15 protein-coding genes are annotated in these 21,453 nt (G+C 66.7%); 9 read left to right on the top strand and 6 right to left on the bottom strand.

Annotated features, from left to right (window positions below; genetic code table 11):
• Positions 1–151: 151 nt before the first annotated feature.
• The 3 genes from VZC37_RS07975 to VZC37_RS07965 all read right to left on the bottom strand — a co-directional run bounded on the left by VZC37_RS07975 (position 152) and on the right by VZC37_RS07965 (position 5,879).
• Positions 152–2,770 (bottom strand): LuxR C-terminal-related transcriptional regulator, encoded by a 2,619-nt coding sequence (locus VZC37_RS07975; protein WP_330431940.1) that lies wholly within the window; start codon positions 2,768–2,770, stop codon positions 152–154.
• 163 nt (positions 2,771–2,933) lie between these two features.
• The gene (locus VZC37_RS07970; RefSeq protein WP_330431939.1) at positions 2,934–4,052 is read right to left on the bottom strand and encodes a catalase family protein; all 1,119 of its coding nucleotides are present in this window, start codon (positions 4,050–4,052) and stop codon (positions 2,934–2,936) included.
• 3 nt (positions 4,053–4,055) lie between these two features.
• A complete protein-coding gene (locus tag VZC37_RS07965; RefSeq protein ID WP_330432477.1) occupies positions 4,056–5,879 on the bottom strand; it encodes a peroxidase family protein in 1,824 nt (607 codons plus the stop codon).
• 275 nt (positions 5,880–6,154) lie between these two features.
• Here VZC37_RS07965 and VZC37_RS07960 point away from each other — a divergent pair, with 275 nt between their 5' ends.
• Positions 6,155–6,895, top strand: coding sequence for a hypothetical protein (locus tag VZC37_RS07960; protein WP_330431938.1), 741 nt, complete (start codon positions 6,155–6,157; stop codon positions 6,893–6,895).
• 64 nt (positions 6,896–6,959) lie between these two features.
• Here VZC37_RS07960 and VZC37_RS07955 read toward each other — a convergent pair whose 3' ends face one another.
• Positions 6,960–8,486 carry a catalase gene (locus VZC37_RS07955; RefSeq protein ID WP_330431937.1) on the bottom strand — a complete coding sequence of 509 codons (1,527 nt, stop codon included), beginning with the start codon at positions 8,484–8,486 and terminating at the stop codon, positions 6,960–6,962.
• Between the two features lie 182 nt (positions 8,487–8,668).
• Entirely contained in the window at positions 8,669–9,664 is a 996-nt protein-coding gene (locus VZC37_RS07950; RefSeq protein WP_330431936.1) for a TIGR03557 family F420-dependent LLM class oxidoreductase, read from the bottom strand.
• A gap of 90 nt (positions 9,665–9,754) precedes the next feature.
• Here VZC37_RS07950 and VZC37_RS07945 point away from each other — a divergent pair, with 90 nt between their 5' ends.
• From VZC37_RS07945 to VZC37_RS07925, 5 genes are all read left to right on the top strand, one after another.
• On the top strand, positions 9,755–10,441 hold the full coding sequence (locus tag VZC37_RS07945; RefSeq protein WP_330431935.1) for an HAD family hydrolase: 687 nt from the start codon (positions 9,755–9,757) through the stop codon (positions 10,439–10,441).
• A 128-nt stretch (positions 10,442–10,569) separates the two neighbouring features.
• Positions 10,570–11,016, top strand: a complete 447-nt coding sequence (locus tag VZC37_RS07940) for a helix-turn-helix transcriptional regulator (RefSeq protein ID WP_330432476.1) — start codon at positions 10,570–10,572, stop codon at positions 11,014–11,016.
• A 5-nt stretch (positions 11,017–11,021) separates the two neighbouring features.
• Positions 11,022–11,432: a VOC family protein gene (locus tag VZC37_RS07935; protein ID WP_330431934.1), complete on the top strand. Its 411-nt coding sequence runs from the start codon at positions 11,022–11,024 to the stop codon at positions 11,430–11,432.
• Positions 11,433–11,589: 157 nt separating this feature from the next.
• The gene (locus tag VZC37_RS07930) at positions 11,590–13,992 is read left to right on the top strand and encodes an excinuclease ABC subunit UvrA (RefSeq protein WP_330431933.1); all 2,403 of its coding nucleotides are present in this window, start codon (positions 11,590–11,592) and stop codon (positions 13,990–13,992) included.
• A gap of 135 nt (positions 13,993–14,127) precedes the next feature.
• Complete coding sequence (locus VZC37_RS07925; RefSeq protein WP_431309358.1) at positions 14,128–15,543, top strand: cytochrome P450; 1,416 nt, start codon at positions 14,128–14,130, stop codon at positions 15,541–15,543.
• 3 nt (positions 15,544–15,546) lie between these two features.
• On the opposite strand, the gene VZC37_RS07920 is transcribed toward VZC37_RS07925, so the two are convergent.
• Entirely contained in the window at positions 15,547–16,467 is a 921-nt protein-coding gene (locus VZC37_RS07920) for a LysR family transcriptional regulator (protein ID WP_330431932.1), read from the bottom strand.
• A 143-nt stretch (positions 16,468–16,610) separates the two neighbouring features.
• Here VZC37_RS07920 and VZC37_RS07915 point away from each other — a divergent pair, with 143 nt between their 5' ends.
• From VZC37_RS07915 to VZC37_RS07905, 3 genes are all read left to right on the top strand, one after another.
• Positions 16,611–18,407, top strand: coding sequence for an acyclic terpene utilization AtuA family protein (locus VZC37_RS07915; RefSeq protein WP_330431931.1), 1,797 nt, complete (start codon positions 16,611–16,613; stop codon positions 18,405–18,407).
• On the top strand, positions 18,404–19,894 hold the full coding sequence (locus VZC37_RS07910) for a CoA transferase (RefSeq protein ID WP_330431930.1): 1,491 nt from the start codon (positions 18,404–18,406) through the stop codon (positions 19,892–19,894). Before VZC37_RS07915 ends, VZC37_RS07910 begins: the two co-directional genes overlap by 4 nt.
• A 145-nt stretch (positions 19,895–20,039) precedes the next feature.
• Positions 20,040–21,449, top strand: coding sequence for a phosphotransferase family protein (locus tag VZC37_RS07905; RefSeq protein WP_330431929.1), 1,410 nt, complete (start codon positions 20,040–20,042; stop codon positions 21,447–21,449).
• The last annotated feature ends 4 nt before the right edge of the window (positions 21,450–21,453 follow it).

The raw sequence follows: 21,453 nt of genomic DNA, 5'->3' as shown, positions 1-21,453 counted from the left end.
GAGCGAGCTTGCGAGCGTCACGAAGGGCGCCCCTTCGTGACACCCCTCCGCTAGCGCTCCGGGGTTCCTCAGGGGTCGGGGTAAGACGTGCGAGCGCCACCGCCCGGTTCCTCAGGGGGCGGGGTAAGGCGTGCGAGCGCCACCCGGTTCCTCAGGGGTCGGGGGTAGGGCGCCCGCCTTCCTCCCACACGATGCGCGCCAGCGCTTCACGGTCGGCCACATCGAGCTTGATGCAGGCCCGATAGATGTGGCCCTCGACTGTCCGGATCGACACGGTGAGCCGTTCGGCGATCTCGCGGTTGCTCAGACCCTGCGCGACGAGGGCGGTGATCTCCCGTTCGCGGGCTGTCACCGGCAAGGGTCGTGCGGCGGCGCGGATCGCCGGCGTCGTCGCACCGTCGCAGGCCGCCGCGAGCCGGGCCGCGCGGACCCCGGCCTCGGCGCTCTCCCGGCGACGGCCGCTGCGATCGAAGATCGGAACAGCCGCAGCGGCAGCGTCTGCCGCGGACAACATCAACCCGACCTCCTCGAACCGGCCACTGACGTCGACCAGTCCTGCGGGATCGGACTTCGCGACCGCCGTCGCGTGGGCGGCGTAGAGACCGGCGATCGGGCCCTGGATGCGCGGCCGCAGTTCGTCAAGGCGTCCGGCGACATGGCGTTCACCGAACCTCGCGGCGTGGTGCAGGGCTTCCGCAGCCAACGCGTACTGTCCGGAGGACTTGGCCAGCTCTGCTGCTTCGCAACATAATTCGACCGCGGTACGTCCTCCGCCGGAAGCTGCGGCGACCCATGCTCGTGCGATCAGCCGTTGCGGTTCGTGCAGCCGCAGGTGGGGACCGGAGTGTTCGTCGGCGTCGTCGATGACCTGTTGCGCCCGGTCGATCTCGCCGAGAGCTGCATATGCTCGAACCAGGATGAGCCTGGCGGGCAGCTGCCAGGGCAAGGAGGTCTCGGCATTGAGGGCCGCCAGTGCTTGTTCGATGGCGTCGACCGCCTCGCGGAATGCGCCGCGATAGGTGGCGACCACGCCGGCCATGATCTTGGCGATCGCCCATCCGACGAACTGGCCCGACGACGAGAACTCGGCGTACTCGGCGGCCCGTCTCTCGGCCTGGTCGAGGTCACCGACCATCGTCAACGCCAGGACGTCGCCATAGCGAACCATCACCTTCAGCATGCCGTCGGTGGCTTTCTGCTCGGGACGGCAGCGCGCGGCGATCGGTTCGAAGTCGTAGCCGCGACCGGCGACAGGCATGGCCAGGCCTGCCCCGAATGCGGCGAACTCGATTGCCTGTGACGGTGATTCAGGATCGTCGAGCACGATCTCGGCGGCCTCGATCCCTTCGTCGATCCGGTTCTCGTGGACCGCCATGGCAGCACCGGCAGCGTCGACGACCAACCGTAAGGCCGGGTACTCGACCCGGTCACGCAACAGCCCGAGAAGTGCGGTGCTCTGGCCGACGTCCCCGAGAGACCAGAAGAGTCTGCTCATCCGGGGAACGCCCCACTGCACGAGTTGGAGTTCGTCGAGGTCATCCGGGTCGTACACCGCCAGAACCTCGTCGGACTCGGCGATGCGTCCCTGCCACAGCAACGCTCTCGACAACAACTCGGCCGCGGCGAGCCCACCGCCGCGGTCGTGCGCGGCTCGCGCCAGCCTTTCCCCAAGCGGCAGATTCGTCAGTGCGACAGCGTCCTTCGCGGCCGAGATCAGGAGCTTGACGTCGATGTCCTGATCACCGTCGACGCAGAGCCGCGCGAGGCGGATCCGGTCGGCCGCCGACGTGATGGGTCGCTCGGCCAGCACGCCGACGATCCGCGAGCGCAATCGGCGGCCGGCGACCGTACCGATGCGCTGACGGATCACGTCGCCGTAGACCGGGTGGCTGAAACGGGTGTTCACCACCGCGCCGTCGCGCGTCACGCGCACGAGTCCCCGGACCTCGGCGGCGTCCAGGGCCGCCTCGCCCGCGAGCGTGACGAGGGTGTCGAGATCGAGCGGTTCGTAGAGGGCGAGCAGCTTCAACGCCTCCAGGACGTCCGCGCCGGCCCGGTCGAGGCGATCGTCGATGAGCGCCACCAGCCCGGAGGGCACCGCGGTTGGCCCCCGCAACTGCCAGACGCCGTTGATCTCTGTCAGCGTCCGGGCCGCGACCGCCCCTTCGACCATGTTGCGCAGGAACAGTGGATTGCCGCCCGACGATTCCCAGATGACATCGGCACTGAGACCTTCCAACGTGCCACCGAGGACCAACTCCACCAGCTCGGTGCACTGACCCTTGGTCAACGGTTCCAGCTCGATGCGTTGGAGGTACCCGTCCTTCCACAAAGTGGTGACCGCGTCCGGGACGTTTTCGCCACTGCGCGCCGTGGCGACGATGCGCGCGGAATGCTCGATCGCTATCTGGTGGAGCAGCGTGGCCGACAACTGATCGAGCAGATGCGCGTCATCGACTCCGATCACGGTGTCCGGCTCGGCGATCAATGATTCGCGTGCCGACACGAGGGCGGCGATGGGGTCTCGGGACACGTTCGGCGACAGGTGGACCCACGGCGCGAATGCCCCCAGTGGGATCGCGCGGGAGGATTCGGTGCATGCCGCCCAATGCACCGGGCACGCCAGTGATTCGGTCACCGAACGTGCCGACGTCGTCTTACCGACACCCGCAGGCCCGACGAGCACGACGCCGCTGCCCTCGTCGGTCAGTGCGGATGCGATCGCCTGATGTTCGGAGGGTCGACCGAGCAGCTGCCAACTGCCGTCCATGCGATCTGAGTATAGGGTGCGGCGCGGCACACGGCCGTTCGAACGCGTGGCGCCTGCGGCCGCATTCTCCCTGCTGGGCGCATTGCCGCGACGGTGTGCGGAGTCCGTGATCGTCGTCATCGCCATGTGTTCGTCACCGCGTCACCGGATCGTCGGATATCGGTCAGGTCGGCAGCTGCGACTCGTCGGACGGTTCGAGCATCGGCGCGTGATTGACCTGGTGCCGGTACTGGCTCGACGCCTCGTACACGCGCTTCTTGAGGCGGTTTATCGACCCGAGCGGCCGGTGGGCGTCGAGACCCCGCCAGGAGTTGAACGACAGCACGTCGTCGCCGAAGGCGCGCCGTTCCGGTGTGTACGGGTTCTGGCGGGGATATCGGATGATCGCGACGGGGCGGTAGGGCGACCGCCGGTGATCCCATTCCTTGGTGGCGTCCTCGATCGGCATGGTCTCGAGATCGGTACACAACTGCACCTGCAACTCGTACTCGGCGTCGTGCAGTGCGAAGAAGTCGATCACGGACTCGGCGAAGGCGTTGACACCCCCGCTGTCGGGCATAGGCGCACCGAGTAGTGCCCGTACCTCCGGCGACCGCGGAACGAGCCGCATCTTGATCATGTAGTCGCCGTGCCGCAATGGTGCCGAGGAGTGGAAGACGTCGCCGAGGATGTGGGTGTTGGGGGCGATGAACACCGCGAGCTTGTCGGGCAGTTCGCGGCCGACCCTGGCCAGTACCTGCCGGTTGAACGTGTCGAGCGCCTCGCTGCCCAGTTTGAGTGCCGGGTCGGACAGCCGGGCGAGAGCCCACGCCGTCACCATCCCGGTGCGACTGTAGGCGTGGGCATCGGCGAACAGGAACTCGCGATGGGTGACCATGATGAAGTCCTGCGTGTTGGCGGTGTCGTCGGGCAGGGCGCGCTCGCCGTCCACCCCGATCACCTTGACCCCGAGTCCGCGCACACCACGCAGCTGATCGCTACGGATCGCGCCGGACGTGCTCGACAGCCGCGCGACGATCGGGTACACCCGCGGTGTGGCGAACATCCCCTGTGCGAGTTCGTCATCGAGATCGTCGAGAACCTCGAGTTCACCGCGCAGGATGCCGTGGCCCTTGGCATGGGCGTCGCGCAGGCCACGCTTGTTCTTGCGGTATGCGCGTTCGTTGTTGGAACGCAGCACGCGAACGATCTTCTCGATGTCGGCGTCCTCGTCGTCGCGGGGTGTCTCGATGTCCTCGTGAAAGCGTTCATATGTACCGGCTGCGGTGACGACGTCGGTCATGGATCAGTCCTTCGGTGGTCGCGGAACATTCCAGGGGGCGAACGGATTGGACACGCCGCGCAGCGCCGGCGTGAGACCGGGATGGTGTCGGAGCAGTACCGAACGCATCGAGTTGTCACGGACCCAGGCCATCCCTACCTCGGTGTACACCTCGGGCCGGAAGTCGTCGGTGAAGAACCGGTCGCACGACAACCGCCGTGATGCCATCAGGATGAAGATCCGGAAAGCCGTGTCGCCGAAGCCGAATCCGCGAGGTTTCGGCTCGGCGTACAGCCCGATCATGAGATCTACCCGGTCGATGTCGTGGTAGATGTCCTCGAGCTCGCGTGCCACGTCCGTATCGCCGGCGAGTTCGAGAAACGAACGAACGCGGGGCAGACGCAGCGCCCGGCGGAAGTCGTTGTAGCGCGGTACGCCGCGTTCCCGGATGCGCATGATGTCGACGGTGGCCAGGTCCAGGTGTCCACCGTCGGGGCGCGCGAGGTTCTGCATCGAGGCCGGGTAGTTGTGCAGCGACAGGGCACCCGGGTGGGCGCGACCGAACGAGTACAGGAGGTCGGTGCGGGAGCGTTCACCCAGACGCTGTCGGACATCGCCGGCGAGGAGGTCTTGCATCGGGTGCGCGCCCACAACGGTGTCGTCGGCGAGGGACTTGATCGCGACCTCGTCGGGGATCAGCGGATGCATCCGGTAGACCGCGACGAACTCCTCGGTGAGTGCGAACGGCACGCCGCTGTCGTCGGTCGGGGAACCGGGGATGCCGCACAGCACGTCGTTGTCGCTGATCCTGCCGAAGCGGCGTGAAAACCGTTCGCCGAGCAGTCCGAACCAGTTGCCGCGCATCGCTGCGACGGTCGTCGGATGAGCGATGATGGCCGGCGTCCAGTCGACGGTGTGGATCTTCGCCATCAGGGCGGCGTTCACCATCCGTGCGGTGTCATAGAGTTGTTGATCGGTCATCGCCGGGTAGGCCTCGGCGAGCCGATCGGCGATCGCGTTGTGCTCGGCCAGGAACAGGGAGTGCAGCAGGGCCAGACCCACCCAGAAGTTCGACGCCTGCCCCTCCGGATCGAGGAGGTCCTCGGTCTCGATCGGGGGGAGACCGTCGGCATCGAGGGTGATGCGGCCGCCCTGCCGGCTGCGGATCGCATCGGCGTATTCCTGTGTCTCACCGTATATCTGGGAACCGTCCCACCAGTGCGAGACGGTGGAGGCATACACCGGCGGCGCATCGGACACGCTGTTCGGGTCCGACGCGGTGCGGTCGAAGGTCATCGGCCCGTGTGCCCAGTCCGTGTCGCCCTCGGGCAGGTCGATGTGCCACGGGTCGGAGGCGGCAGGCGCGTGGTGGAACCAGTCGTGTACCTCGAACTGGATCCATGCGGCGGCCAGCAGGTTGAGTGTGGTGGCCGGTACAAACTCTCGGCGGGTCAGCAGCCCGGTGCTGACGAGTCGCGGATTCGGTTGGGAGATCGCGTCCGCGCCCTCCGGGTATGTCTGTTCCGTGGGGACGTTGCGTCCGAATCGGCTGCCCGCCGATCCCACTCGCGGTGAGGCGACGTCGTTGTAGGTTCCGTCGACGGTGCGCACGCGGTACTCGGATGTCAGACCCGCGGGCAGCGGACTCCCGGGACGTCCGGTGTCGACCAGGTTGTGCGCACGCAGCTGACTGCGGAGTCCGACCAGGACGGCAAGGCCCACCGGCGACCACAATCGCGACCATCCGACGGCACGGTCGAGTCTCTCCGCGGCCTGGGCGAGGGCACGGACGACGAGGTGGCGGTCGTCGGTGACGCCTGGCCTGGCCCGCGCCCGCAACTGCGGCATCACCGCAGGTCTCACCCTCCCGACCATGACCACCTCCGAAGTGCGACGGATACCCGAATTGCGCCGGATCAGTTGTGCCGACTCCGAGTATGTGTGGTCGTCGGTCAGATGGCACGAGTAGTCGACTACTCACATGTACTCGCTGGGACACGCAGCCCGGACCCGGAAGTGAGGTAGCGCCGTACTCGTGTCCGCGGAAACCGCGCCGACGACCATGAGAGGTGGTCCCGGTTGAAGCCGTGGCCGACTTGTCACATGCGAGAAAGGCCACCCCGGTGATCGCTCCCGTCGAGATCAAGGTCAACCTCGACAGCCCGGTGACCGATGCTCTCGACGCACTGGGATGCGCGACCGAGCCACCCATCCGTCGGGACATCTGGTTCGCCGAGGCGCGCACCCACGACGCACAGAACCGCTTTCCGCTGCTCGCCGGACATCTCACGATCCGACTGCGCAGCGGCGATCGCGACGACGTGACAGTCGCCTTGCGGCCCTGCGACACCGATCGTCTCGTCGGACGGTGGCGCTCCGCGTTCGAGCAGCCCGAGTTCTCCTACCGACTCGAGCAGGACTGGTGCGGCAGCCGTCGGGTCGTCGCGTCGTCGGCGATCAGTCGCCGCCCGACCGGCTCGGTGGCAGCGGCGCTGACCGCCGGCGACGACCCCGCTCACGTGCTCGACAGCGCGCAACGACAGTTCGTCGTCATGTGCACGCCGGGCGGGGTACCGATCGACCATTTGGTGACGCTCGGGCCGGTGTCCAGTGAGACGTGGCCGCAGGTGCGCGTCGACGGATGTGCGGCCCACGTCGAGCGGTGGACCGTCGGTGCGGTGGACGTGCTCGAGCTGGCCGTCCGGGTGATACCGCGCGATGGCGAGACACGCCTGGACCTCGAGCGCCGCGCCGCGACCGCCCAGTCGGTGTTCGAGGAGGCGATGGGTCGACGAGGCCTGTCGGTCGGCAAGGATCACGGGGTCACCAAGACCCATCGCGTGATGGCCGCCCTGACGGTCTGAATACGCGGCGAGGGCGGGACGGCACCCCGTGCCGCCCCGCCCTCGTGATGACCGTGGTGTCGGGTCAGACCTTGGCCTGCATCGAACTGCGCGCAGGATTGCCCTGTTCGTCCACCTTGGGATCCGGCTGATCCTTCTTCTCGGTCACGCCCGACTTGATCCGTGCCCCGATGTCCGGATCGATCCGGCTCCAGTACTCGAACGCGCGGGCCAGGATCGGCTCGGACACGCCGTTCAGTAGGTGGCCGACCACGTTGTCGACGAGCCGCTCACGCGCGGCGTCGTCGAGCACCTCGCGCACCATGGTCCCGGCCTGACCCCAGTCGTCGTCCTCGGGGTGGTCGACGTACGCGCTGCGCACGATGTCACCGTCGGCGGCCCACTGCGGCTCGCCCTGTCCCGGGTACGTCGCTGCCGGTCCGCCCTTCGAGTTCGGTGCATACACGGGATCGCTGACCGGCGTGATCCGCATGTGCCCGTCCTTGGTGTAGCTGTGCACCTCGTTGCGCGGCCGGTTGACCGGGATCTCCTTGTAGTTGCCGCCGAGACGGGCCCGGTGGGCGTCCGCGTAGGAGAACACCCGTCCGAGCAACATGCGGTCGGGGCTGAACCCGATCCCGGGCACCACGTTGTTCGGCTCGAACGCGACTTGTTCGATCTGGGCGTGGTTGTCCGTGGGATTGGTGTGCAAGGTCATCTTGCCGACCTCGTGCAGCGGATAGTCGCCGTGTGGCCACACCTTGGTGAGGTCGAACGGGTTGAACCGATAGCTCGTGGCGTCCTCGTACGGCATCAACTGCACCTTGAGGGTCCAACTCGGGTTGTCGCCCGCAGCGATCGACTCGAACAGATCCCGCGTGTGGAAGTCGGTGTCCGCGGCGGCCATCTGGTCACCTTCGTGCTGCGTGAAGAAATCGATGCCCTGGTCACTGATGAAGTGGTATTTCACCCAGTGCTTGACGCCCTCCGCATTCACCCACAGGTAGGTGTGCGACGAGTAGCCGTTCATGTGGCGCCACGTCTTCGGGATGCCGCGGTCTCCCATGAGCCAGGTGACCTGGTGGGCCGACTCGGGTGACAGGGTCCAGAAGTCCCACTGCATGTCGTGATCGCGCAGGTTGTTGTCGGCGCGGCGCTTCTGCGAGCGGATGAAGTGCTGGAACTTCATCGGATCCTTGACGAAGAAGATCGGCGTGTTGTTGCCGACCATGTCGTAGATCCCCTCCGATGTGTAGAACTTCAGTGCGAAACCGCGCGGATCTCGCCAGGTGTCCGGGCTGCCACGCTCGCCGGCGACCGTCGAGAATCGCGCCACCATCTCGGTCTTCACGCCGGGCTGAAACAAAGCCGCACTCGTGTAGGCGGACACGTCCTCGGTGGTCTCGAAGGTCCCGAATGCGCCGCTGCCCTTGGCGTGCGGCTGACGCTCCGGGATGCGCTCCCGGTTGAACTGCGCCATTTGCTCGATCAGGTAATGGTCGTGCAGGACGATGGGGCCACCGGCCCCGACTGTCAACGAATGCTCGTCGCTGCCGGCGGGAGCGCCGGAGTCCCGGGTCGTGTAGTTGGAATTCTGGTTTACGTCGGACATTCCGCCTCCGAAAAGGTCTATCCGTCAATGGGCTGTGCGGGACCCGAACTGTTTCAGATCCCTTGTCGTGATGATACGCCGCTCGGTCGATTCGCAGTCGAAAGTCGGTCAATGCTTTCGCCGCTCGCCTCGGTCACGATGAACTCGTCTGTTCCACAACGAGTTCCGCCTCGCGTCCGGGATCACGGTCCCGACGACGCCGAACGAAGCTTGTCCAGCAACGGTTTTGCCGCTGCGCTCAGGAACTCGTCCTGTGCCTCACCTCCGATCTGCACCAGCGCTATGTCGGTGAAACCCGCTTCCCAGTACGGTTTGACGGCCTCGACGATGGCATCGAGGTCGGGGCCACATGGGATGGACTCGGCGACGTCGCCAGGTCTCACATACTGGGTCGCCGCGGCGAAACCTGCGGTCGTGCGGAGGTCGGCATTGACGTCCCATCCGCCGCTGAACCAGCGGAACTGGTCGTGCGCCCGCGCCACCGCGGCGTCACGGTCGGGGTCCCAGCAGATCGGGATCTGTCCGATCGCGCGGCTGTCGACGCCGATCGTTCCGGTCCCGTCGGTGTCGTTCCAGGTCTCGACGAGATCCCGAGTCGGCTCGACGGCGATCATGTGATCGGCCAACGGGCCGAACTCCTCGATGCCCCGACCGCCCGCGACGGCCACACCGATCGGCACGCCCGACTCGGGCAGGTCCCAGATCCGTGCGGCGTCCACCTGGTAGTACTCGCCGCGGAAGTCGACCAGATCGCCCCGGTGCAGCGCCCGGATGATCTCGATGGCCTCGGCGAGCATCGCATGCCGATCGGCGACGGCCGGCCAGCCCTCACCGACGACGTGCTCGTTGAGATTCTCACCGGAACCGAGACCCAGTGTGAAACGGTCATCGGCCAGCAACTGCAGGGTCGCGGCCTTCTGCGCGACGATGACCGGGTGGTAGCGGATGGTGGGGCACGTCACGTACGTCATCAGCTCGACGCGCTCGGTGGCGTGGGCGACGGCGCCGAGCACACTCCAGGCATACGGAGCATGACCCTGCGCCGACAACCAGGGGAAATAGTGATCGCTGGACACTTCGAAGTCGAAGCCCACCTCCTCGGCTCCGACCGCGAACCGGACAAGATCCTTCGGGCCGGCCTGTTCGGTCATCAGGGTGTAGCCGAAGCGTGTGGGCATCGATACTCCTTCGCTGAGCCACTGGGGGGATTGTCCGCGACGCCCACGGGGTAGCACTTTTGGTCGAGAACCAAACCCATGGAGGTCCACGTGAACGATTCGAGGTCCAGCGGGTCACCCGCGACCGACCAACCAGTCGACACCGTCCTGCTCGACGTCGACGGCACCCTCATCGATTCGACCTACTTCCATGCCCTTGCCTGGATCCGGGCGTTCGCCGAGCATGATCTGACGCCCGATTGGTGGCGCGTACACCGGACGGTCGGCATGGGCGGCGACCTCCTCGTCGGGGAGGTGTGCGGCGACGATGTCGAACAGCGGCTCGGCGACGATCTGCGTACGGCGTGGGCCGACCGCTACCGGAAGCTGTTGCCCGAGGTCAAGGCGTTCTCCGGGACCCGCGAGTTCATCGGGTCATTGCAGCGTGCAGGTCTTCGTGTCGCGCTGGCCTCGTCGGGCGCGGCGGAGTTCACCGACGCGGCCCTGGACATCCTCGGTATGACACGAGATCAGTTCGTCGCCGTCACCTCGTCGGAGGATGCGGACAACTCCAAACCCGAGCCCGACATCCTTGCGGTCGCACTGGACAAGGCGGGCGGCGGCGCGGCGGTGGTGGTCGGCGACACCGTGTGGGACGTCGAATCGGCCACACGATTGGGCGCTCGGTGCGTCGCGGTCCGCAGTGGAGGCTTCTCCGAGGCCGAACTGCGTGAGGCGGGCGCGGTACGCGTGGTCGACGACGTGGGAGTCCTCGCCCGGGAAGGGTGGAAGCCGTGAGCCACCCCAGCAGCCACCTCCATGTGTGACAACGTCACCTTGCGCCGATCGCGAGGTGACGTTGTCACGGTGGGGTGTCCGCACCGAAGACGGTGGGCAACGCGCGTCCGGCGTGGCAGGATTTCACCGTGGCCGCCACGTCCGAAGCCGACCGTCTGCGTGACATCGCACGACTGCGGCGCGTCCGCGACCGGATCGACCGGGAGTACGCAGAGCCGTTGAACGTCGAGGCACTGGCCCGCGGTGCGCACATGTCGGCCGGTCACCTGAGCAGAGAGTTCCGCAGGGTGTACGGGGAGTCGCCATACTCCTACCTGATGACTCGCCGGATCGAACGGGCGAAGGCGCTGCTCCGTCGCGGCGACCTCACCGTGACCGAGATCTGCTTCGCCGTCGGCTGCTCCTCACTGGGCACATTCAGCACGCGCTTCACCGAACTGGTCGGGATGTCGCCCAGCGCCTACCGCGACTACGACGGTGACATCACGGACGGCATCCCGGCGTGCCTGGCAAAACAGGTCACCAGACCGATCAGGAATCGAGAAGCGTCCAGTCGCACTCCACGTCTAGCGTGATGCGCATGGACATCAACATTCAGTACACCTTCCTCCCGCACACCGATGCCGACGCCGCGCTGGAATTCTATCGGGACACACTCGGTTTCGAGGTCCGCAAAGACGTCGGCTACGAAGGGATGCGGTGGCTGACCGTCGGCCCGCCGAATCAGCCGCAGACATCGATCGTCCTGCACCCGCCCGCCGCGGACCCCGGGATCACCGACGACGAACGCCGGGTGATCCTGGAGTTGATCGCCAAGGGGAGCTTCGCCGCGGTCACGTTGGCCACCGACGACCTCGACGCGCTGTTCGAGAAGCTCGAGGCCAGTGGAGCCGAGGTGCTGCAGGAACCCACCGATCAGCCCTACGGCGTGCGCGACTGCGCTTTCCGCGACCCGTCTGGCAACCTCATCCGCATCGATCAGGTGCCGTGACCGGAGTCGACGGACATGTGCACCTACCGGCAAGGGCACATCGTCACCCGCTCCACGACGATGGATCCGCCACCACCGACCACAGCAGAGCCCCTTCGACCAGTTGAGTCGGCCACACACCGCGAGGTGCGGGCCGAGCCGAACAGATGGAGACACCGTGAGCGCCGCCGCGAGGACGAAGACCCGGACCAAGAGCACATCGCCTGAGATCCATGCAGCCGACAACCACGATCGGATCCGCGTCACCGGAGCACGGGAGAACAACCTCAAGGACGTCAGCCTGGAGATACCCAAACGCAGGTTGACGGTGTTCACCGGGGTGTCCGGCTCCGGGAAGAGTTCACTGGTGTTCAGCACGATCGCCGCGGAGTCACAGCGGATGATCAATGAGACCTACAGTGCGTTCGTCCAGGGCTTCATGCCCAACCTCGGCCGCCCCGACGTCGACGTGCTGGAGGGACTGACGACCGCCATCATCGTCGACCAGGAGCGCATGGGCGCCAATCCGCGGTCCACGGTCGGCACTGCGACCGACGCGAACGCCATGCTGCGAATCCTGTTCAGCCGCCTCGGCACACCCCACATCGGGTCGCCCCAGGCGTTCTCGTTCAACGTCGCGTCGATCAGTGGGGCCGGTGCGGTCACGATCGAGAAGTCCGGCCGCACTGTCAAAGAACGGCGCAGCTTCTCGATCACCGGCGGGATGTGTCCGCGGTGCGAAGGTCGGGGCGCGGTCTCGGATTTCGACCTGAGCGCACTCTACGACGACTCCAAGTCGCTCAACGAAGGCGCACTCACCATCCCCGGGTACAGCATGGAGGGCTGGTACGGGCGCATCTACCGCGGATGCGGATGGTTCGACCCGGACAAGCCGATACGCAAGTACACCAAACGCGAACTCAACGACCTGCTGTACAAGGAGTCGACCAAGATCAAGGTCGACGGCATCAATCTGACCTACCTCGGCCTCATCCCGCAGATCCAGAAGTCGTTCCTGTCCAAGGATCGCGAGGCGATGCAGCCACACATCCGGGCCTTCGTCGACCGTGCGATCACCTTCCAGACGTGCCCGGACTGCGACGGCACCCGCCTGACGGCGGAGGCCCGATCGTCGAAGATCGACGGCAAGAGCATCGCCGACGTCTGCGCCATGCAGATCAGCGACCTGGCCGAATGGGTGCACACTCTCGACGAGCCGTCGGTGGGTCCGTTGTTGACGACGCTGGGCGAGACCCTCGACTCGTTCGTGGAGATCGGCCTCGGGTACCTGTCGCTGGACCGGCCCGCCGGCACCCTCTCCGGCGGAGAGGCCCAGCGCACCAAGCTGATCCGGCATCTCGGTTCCTCCCTGACCGACGTCACCTACGTCTTCGACGAACCGACGATCGGCCTCCACCCGCACGACATCGCCAGGATGAACAACCTGTTGCTGCAGTTGCGGGACAAGGGCAACACGGTGCTGGTCGTCGAGCACAAGCCGGAAGCGATCGCGGTCGCCGACCACGTCGTCGATCTCGGTCCGGGCGCAGGTAGCGACGGCGGGGAGATCGTGTTCGAGGGGACTGTCGACGAACTGCGGGGTGCCGACACCCGCACCGGACGGCACCTCGACGACCGGGCCAAGGTCAAAGAGTCGGTACGCAGCGCCGAGGGCGCGCTCGAGATCCGCGGCGCTTCGACGCACAATCTGCGCGACGTGGACGTCGACATCCCACTCGGCGTGCTGGTGGTGGTGACGGGAGTGGCCGGGTCCGGAAAGAGTTCGCTGATCGACGGCTCCCTCGCGAAGCGAGACGGCGTCGTGTCGATCGATCAGGGCGCGATCCGCGGTTCGCGGCGCAGCAACCCGGCCACCTACACCGGCTTGCTCGACCCGATCCGCAAGGCGTTCGCCAAGGCCAACGGCGTCAAGCCGGGTCTGTTCAGCGCCAATTCCGAGGGCGCCTGCCCCAACTGCAACGGCGCGGGCGTGATCTATTCGGATCTCGCGATGATGGCGGGGGTCGCCACGCCCTGCGAGGTGTGCGACGGCAAACGATTCTCCGCCGAGGTCCTCGACTACACATTCGGAGGCAAGGACATCAGCGAGGTCCTCACGATGTCGGTTGGCAAGGCAGAGGAGTTTTTTGGCAGCGGTGACGCGAAGATCCCTGCGGCACATAAGATCCTGGTTCGACTGCGGGATGTGGGTCTGGGCTACCTGACGATCGGACAGCCACTCACGACCCTGTCCGGCGGTGAGCGCCAACGCCTCAAACTGGCCGCGCAGATGGGCGACAAGGGTGACGTCTACATTCTCGACGAGCCGACGACCGGTCTGCATCTCGCCGATGTCGAGCAACTCCTGGAGTTGCTGGATCGGCTCGTCGACGCCGGCAAGTCCGTCATCGTGATCGAGCACCACCAAGCGGTGATGGCCCATGCCGACTGGATCATCGACCTCGGGCCGGGCGCCGGCCATGACGGCGGCCGGGTTGTGTTCGAGGGCTCGCCGGCCGACCTCATCGCCGAGGCGTCGACGGTCACCGGTGCGCACCTGGCCGAATACGTCGGCGCGTGAGGTCGGTTACGGAAAACCGGTGACGGCGGTGGTACGGCGACGTACACTCGCGTTTGGAACAACAAACACGTTTCGTTCCTTTGGTGCGGACAGCCCGATCGCACCCGGGGGACGCGGTCTCGGGTTGGAGCGCTCATGGACGCGAAGAAGACGATGCAATCGGCACTGGGTTCGCTCAGCAAGGCCTATCCGAGCGCACCGCGACCGTTGGCCGAGCCACCTGCCGGTTCCGACCTGAAACCCGTGATGGGCGACCCCGGGCTGCCGTTTCTCGGCAACTCCCTGGAAGCGCTCAAGGACCCACTCGCCAGCGCGATGGCGCGCTTCGAGAAGTACGGTCCCGTGTCCTGGTCCGGTTCGTTGAACATGAACATCGTCACCCTCGTCGGCCCCGACGCGATCGAATGCGCATGGATGAATCGCGAGAAGGCGTTCTCCAGTGAGCAAGGTTGGGAACCGATGATCGGCCCGTTCTTCCGACGGGGCATCATGCTGATGGATTTCGAAGAACACATGCACCACCGCCGGATCCTGCAGCAGGCGTTCACCCGGCCCCGGCTCAACGGCTACCTCGACATGATGACTCCGCACATCGAGAAGACCCTCGCAGACTGGGAGGTCGGGAGCGGATTCCGGATGTACTCCCGCACCAAGGATCTCACCCTGTCGCTGGCCACCGAGGTGTTCGTCGGTGCCTCGTTGAGCGAGACCGAAGCCCATCGCCTCGAGGAGTCGTTCGAGGCGGCCGTGCGTGGGGGGCAGGCCATGGTCCGCGCCGACGTGCGCGATTGGACCTGGGCGCGCGGACTACGTGGGCGTGAGGCGCTGCAGCAGTACTTCCGCTCCGAGATCGCCGCGCGCAGGGCCGGCGACGGCGATGACCTGTTCAGCGTGCTGTGCCACAGCGCGGACGAGGACGGCAACACCTTCACCGACGAGGACGTGGTCAACCACATGATCTTCGTGATGATGGCCGCCCACGACACCAGCACCATCGCGTTGTCGATGCTGACCTACTTCCTCGGGCGGTACCCGGAGTGGCAGGAGCGCCTGCGAAGCGAGTCGCTGGCGCTGGGCAAGTCCACCATCGACTACGACGACCTCGACAAGCTGCCGAGCCTCGACCTCGCGTTCAAGGAGACACTGCGCATCAACGCTCCGGTCGGCATGCTCTTCCGGAAAACCGTTGCCGACACCGACATCCTGGGCCACTTCGTCCCGAAGGACACGCTCGTCGGGATCCATGCGTGGGCGTCGATGCTGCGCGAAGAGTGGTGGCCGAACCCCACGCGCTGGGACCCCGAGCGCTTCGCGCCGGAACGGCGTGAGGACAAGGTGCATCGTTTCGCGTGGGCACCGTTCGGCGGTGGGGCGCACAAGTGCATCGGCCTGTACTTCGGCGGCATGGAGGTCAAGGCGATCATGCACCAGATGCTGCAGCGCTTCGAGTGGTCGGTACCCAGCGACTACCGCCTGGACCTCACCTACGGGACCGGCCCGACCCCCGCGGACGGACTACCGATCGACCTGCGCCACCGCGTCGCGCACTGAGCTCTATGGCCCGCCGTTCGCTCGCCTCGGCGGCACGAGCGAGCCGACGACCTCCACCAGGTCGCCGATGAGCTGTTCGGTCTCCCGTCTGGCCTGCCAGGCCGCAACCGTGGTGATACTCGCGCGCATTCCGTCGATCGGCAGGATACGCACCGGTTCACCGTGAAAGAGCCTGGTGGCCATGCCGTTGCCGAGGCCGACCAGTGTGAAGGCCTGTCCCGTTGCGACCAGATGCGCCAGACCCGCGAAATTGTCGCCGGTCAGGGTGATCCGCTTGCGGATACCGTGCCGGGTCAGCAGGCCGTCCAGGTTGCGGTAGAGCTCCGGCGCCGAGTCGTGATTGATCGACGCGAACGGGATCTCGGTCAGGTCGGCCAGGGCGATCGAGCTCCGATCATCACCGACCGCATCCGTGCCCACTGCGACCCCGACCGGTTGGCGTTCGAGGAATCGCGTGGTGATGCCGGACCCGCCGACGGGGCCGTGTACCAGGGCCAGGTCGAGGTGACCGGCGCGGAGATCGCGCAACAGCGGTTCGGTGCTCGCCGGCACCAGCCGCGGTGCGACGTCGGGGTGACATTCGGCGAGACCTGCCAGGAATGCGTCGCGCACCGTCGGGGACACCTCGGGCGCGATGCCGACGACGGCTTGCCTCGGGGCACCGCCGTCGGCGGTACGGATCGCGTCGCCGAGCGCGTCCACCCGATCGAGGATCTCACCGGCCCGGGGCAGCAGCACCTCGCCGGCAGCGGTGAGTTCGACGCGGTGGTGGGCGCGCACGAACAGCGGCGCCCCGAACTCGCGCTCGAGGTCCTTGATGCGGCGGCTCAGCGGTGAGGCCGCGATGTGCAGGCGTGCCGCGGCGCGGGTGAAACTCCGTTCTTCCGCGACCGCCACGAACGAACGCAAATGGATCAGGTCCACCGCGCCAGCCTATCGGCGCCATCGGCGCAGTGACCGAAACGGTCATGTCGACGTGCTCGGATCGGCTCTGGTGAGTCGGTCGACATCTTCCTAGCCTGAGAGGTGAGGGTCACCGAGGATCCATGCTCACAGGGAGGTGGCAGATGGCGCGCGAGCCGATCAGGATCGCGAACTTCTCCGGCTATCTGGGCGACCGCCGGACGGCGATCGACGAGGCCATGGCGGGCGATCGGGTGGACGTGTTGATGGGGGATTATCTCGCCGAGATCACCCTCGCGGCCCTGTCGGCCGCGCACCAACGCAATGCCGACCGCGGTTACGTCGACTACTTCGTCGATCAGGTTCGGCCTCATCTGGCGGCGATATCCGAACGCGGCATCAAGGTCGTCACGAATGCCGGTGGTTTCCACCCGGCGGGCCTGGCCGCAGTTCTGCGGGACGAGATCCATTCGGCCGGAGTCGATCTGCGTGTCGCTCACGTCGAGGGCGACAACATTCTCACCGCGTTGCCGCAACTGAGGGAGCAGGGCCATTCGCTGGCCAACCTGGACACCGGGGAGCCGCTCGCGGATTGGGTCGCCACTCCGTTCGCCGCGAACGCGTATCTGGGTGGCTGGGGCGTGGCCGCCGCGTTGGGGGCGGGTGCCGACATCGTGATCTGTGGTCGCGTCACAGATGCGTCGCTCACGGCCGGACCGGCGGCGTGGTGGCATGACTGGGCACCCGACGACTGGGACGCGCTGGCCGGCGCGGTCCTCGCCGGTCACGTGATCGAATGCGGCGCACATGCCGTCGGCGGCAACTTCTCCGGATTCCTCGACATCGCGAACCGCACGGTGCCCGGGTTCCCCATCGCGGAGATCTCCGCGGACGGCAGTTGCGTGGTGACCAAGCATGGTCGCGACGGGGGAGAGGTAACCCTCGACACGGTGACCGCACAGATCATGTACGAGATCCAGGGTCCGGTGTACCTCAATCCGGACGTCACTGTTCGTCTCGACGACGTCCGGGTGACCGACGACGGCCCTGACCGTGTGCGTGTGTCCGGGGCCTCGGGTGCGCCGCCACCGCCGACGACGAAGGTCGCGATCTTCGGGCCGGTCGGATTCACCGTGGTGAACACGGTGTTCGTCACGTCGCCACACATCGAGGAGAAGATCGCGATGATCCGCGATCAACTTCTGCTCGACATGCCCGACGGGGTCGTCGTCGATCTGACGCAGATCGGAACCGCCGCAGACGATCCCGAATCACAATGGGCCGCCACCGTCGCATTGCGGGTGATGGCCACCGCACCGACCGCCGATCTGATCGCCGGCGCGGACCTCGGACGGCGCCTCGGCTCTCTGTATCTGCAAGGCATTCCGGGCTTCTACCACGATGGCGCCGCCGGGCTGCACTCGGCGCCACGTCCGCGGGTCGACTACTGGCCCGGGCTGTTGCCGTTGTCGGCGCTGACCCACGACGCGGTACTCGGCGACGGTCGACGGATCGCTGCGGTCGTACCGCCGGACACCGCGTATGTCGCACAGCCCATCCATCCCGAACCACATGAGGCCCCGCTGGCGGAGCGGGTCACGCGTGCGCCGTTGGGCGTTGTGGCACACGCCCGCAGTGGCGACAAGGGTGGCAACAGCAACGTCGGGGTCTGGACCCGGGATCCACGGGTCTGGCTCTGGTTGAGGCGGTACCTGACGAGCGACGAATTGCGCCGACTGATCCCGGAGACCAAAGACCTCGACATCCAGCGACACGAATTCCCGGAGCTGCAGGCCGTCCACTTTGTGCTGCGCGGCCTGCTCGGCACCGGCGGATCGTCGAACACCCGGGTGGACCAGGTCGGCAAGGCGGTCGGTGAGTACCTGCGGTCGCGGCAGGTGCTGATCCCCGACGACCTGCTCGCCGATGCCGCAGATGCGGCTGTGGAGGAGATTCTGTGACCTCGTTGACCGAACGGCTGCGCGCAGCAGTCGACACCCCGGCCACCGATGATGCGTTCGATCCCGCCGGTGAGCTGGACGACGTCCTCGCCGGCATCGGGATGAGCGCCGACGACACTGGTGGTGCGGTTCGCTTCGTCGGGGCCGACCCGGTGGTGCCGAGCACGCTGCGGCTCGGCGGTGCGGCCGCGATCGCCCTGGCCGCCAAATCGGCAGCGATCGCCAAACTCTGGCAGCTGCGTGGTGGTGCCGGACAGGACATCTCCGTCGATCTTCGGAGCGCCCCACACCGCTTGTGCCCCTTCTACGACCGACGGTGGGAGCTGGTCAACGGCTATCCCGCCGGGACACCGTCGAATCCGTCAAACGCGTTGGGCTTCCGGTTCTACCGCACCGGCGATGATCGCTGGATGATGCCGCTGAACCCATACCCCAAGATCAAGGTCGGCGCGCAGAAACTCCTGGGGGTTCCGGACGACGAACAGGCGGTGTCCGATGCGATCGCCTCCTGGAAGGGCCGCGAACTCGAACTCGCGGGTGCCGATGCGGGTGTCGTGATGCCGATGCTGCGGACGGTCGGAGAGGTGCTCGACGAACCCCACTTCCGCGACGTCCTCGCCGATATGCCGCTGATCGAGGTCACCAAGATCGCCGACGGCGACCCGGTGCCCATGTCCGCCGCAGCGGACCAGCCGCTCGACGGGGTGCGGGCATTGGGGATGGGCCACGTCATCGCCGGCGCCGGAGTGGGGCGGGCACTGGCTCTGCACGGGGCCGATGTCCTCAACGTGTGGCGCCCCAACGAACTCGAACACGACGCGACCTATGTCAGCGCCAACGTCGGCGTCCGGTCGGCGACCCTCAACCCGTACAAAGGCGAAGGTGCACAGCGTATTCGGACTCTGATGCAGGAAGCCGACGTGTTCTACGCCAACCGTCGCCCCGGCTACCTCGCCGGGCTCGGTCTCTCGCCTGATGACATCGCATCGACGCACCGGGGCATCGTGTATGCGACGGCGTCGCTGAACGGTGACACCGGACCGTGGTCATCATGGGTGGGTTTCGACCAGACTGCGGGCAGTCTCGCCGGGATGATGTTGTTGGAAGGCGGCGGCGACAGCCCTCGCCTTCCGCCGATTCTGGTGGTCAACGACTACATCGTGTCCTGGCTGATGGCGGCCGGCATCGTCGAGGCACTGACCCGACGTGCCCGGGAGGGCGGCAGCTACCGGGTCCATGTCTCACTGACTCGTGCAGCGTTGTGGATTGTCGGGATGGGTGTCTTCGATCTCGACTACGCACACGGTGTCGCCGGCCGCGGAGATCGGCATCGCTACCTCGATCCCGAGGTCTTCACCGCCGAGACGCCGCTGGGCCAGTACCAGGGCGTCACCGACCAGGTGCACATGTCGGGGACGCCGGGACGCTATCGGTGTGTGCTCGTTCCGCGAGGTTCGTCGCGGCCGAAGTGGCTTGAGCGGGCGTGATCACACCGAACGCGTGGTCGTTCGGGAGGAATCGCCGGCGAATCGATCCGAGCCATTTCCACCGAACCGAGGGAGCGGTCGGTCGGGTCGGGTAGCGTCGCAGCGTCGGATCTTGTTCGTCGGACAGAGGGGGACCGTGGCCGAGGTGAGCACGTTGAAGTCAACCGATCCCGCCCAGGTGGGCACACGCATCGCCGCCCGATTGGGCACGATCTGGGGACGAGAGGTGGCGGTCCGCCAGGCACGGGTGCTGCCGGCGGGGGCCAGTCGTACGACGTACGCGCTGACAGTGGGTGATGACAGCGGTGACGAAGCGGTCATCGTCCGCGCCGTTCCGGCCGCGGAACCCGGATCGGGAGGTCTGACGGCGGAAGTCGACGTTCTGCGCGCCGCGATGGAGGCTGGGGTACCGGTTCCCGAGGTTCTCGACCTGGGCGACTCCTCCGATGGCGACAACGTCCTCGGCTTTCCCTACGCGCTGATGCGGTTCGTCGACGGCGAGTCGATTGCGCGGCGCATCCTTCGCGACGATGCCTACGGGCCGATCCGCGAGGACTTCGCGCGTCAGGCGGGTGGGATCCTGGCGCGTATCCATGCCATGGACACGGCTACGACGGGCCTGACGTCGATCGGTGATCCCGTGGCCGCGCTGCGAACCCTGTTTCCCCGCGAGTACGACGAAGCACCGGCCGGCATCGTTCTGGCGATCGATTGGCTCGAGCGCAATCGCCCGGAGCCGTCACCGGAGACGGTGGTGCACGGGGATTTCCGGCTCGGCAACCTGTTGATCACCCCGGATCGCATCTCGGCCGTTCTCGACTGGGAACTCGCCCATCTGGGCGACCCGATGGAAGACCTCGGCTGGCTGTGCGCCAAGGCGTGGCGGTTCGGCGCAGCGGCGCCGGTAGCGGGGATGGGCTCGCGCACAGACCTGCTCGATGCGTACGCCCAGGTTTCCGGCCGGCGTCCCGACGAGGCCACCCTGAAGTGGTGGGAGCTGTACGCGACCGTTCGCTGGGGCCTGATCTGCGGGGCGCAGGCCAACCGGTATCTCGACGGCACCGAACGGTCGATGGAACTCGCGGCGATCGGAAGGCGCAGCGCCGAGCAGGAATTCGACGCACTACTGGCGCTGGGGATCACGACACCGCAAACGGTGCCCGATCCGCTCGAGGATGCGGACGTGGTTGCGCGTCCCGAGGACCCGCACACGGCCCCCACGATGCTCGACTTGCTGGACTCCGTTTCCGGATTCCTCCACGACGAGGTGGCTCCCGACGGCGGAGTGTCGTCGCAGGTCAAGTTTCGTACCCGCGTCGCGGGAAACGTCCTGGCGACGGTGCGTCGACAGTTGCTGGTGGGAGAGCGTCAGTTGGAGGCCAGTCGTCGTCGACTGTCTGCGCTCGGTGTCGGCAGCAGCGCCGAACTGGCCGACGCGTTGCGTCGCGGCTCGCTCTCGGCCACCGACGACAACGTGCGTTCTGTGGTGGCCGCCGAGGTCATCGACCGTCTCACGGTCGCCAACCCGCGGCACATGTCCCGACCCGACAGCTGAGAAG

It is taken from the genome of Gordonia sesuvii (genome assembly GCF_036350415.1).
In the GTDB taxonomy this organism is placed as follows: Bacteria; Actinomycetota; Actinomycetes; order Mycobacteriales; family Mycobacteriaceae; genus Gordonia; species Gordonia sesuvii.
The sequence above is the reverse complement of the archived record's forward strand: the minus strand, read 5'-3'. Positions and strand labels throughout refer to the sequence as shown.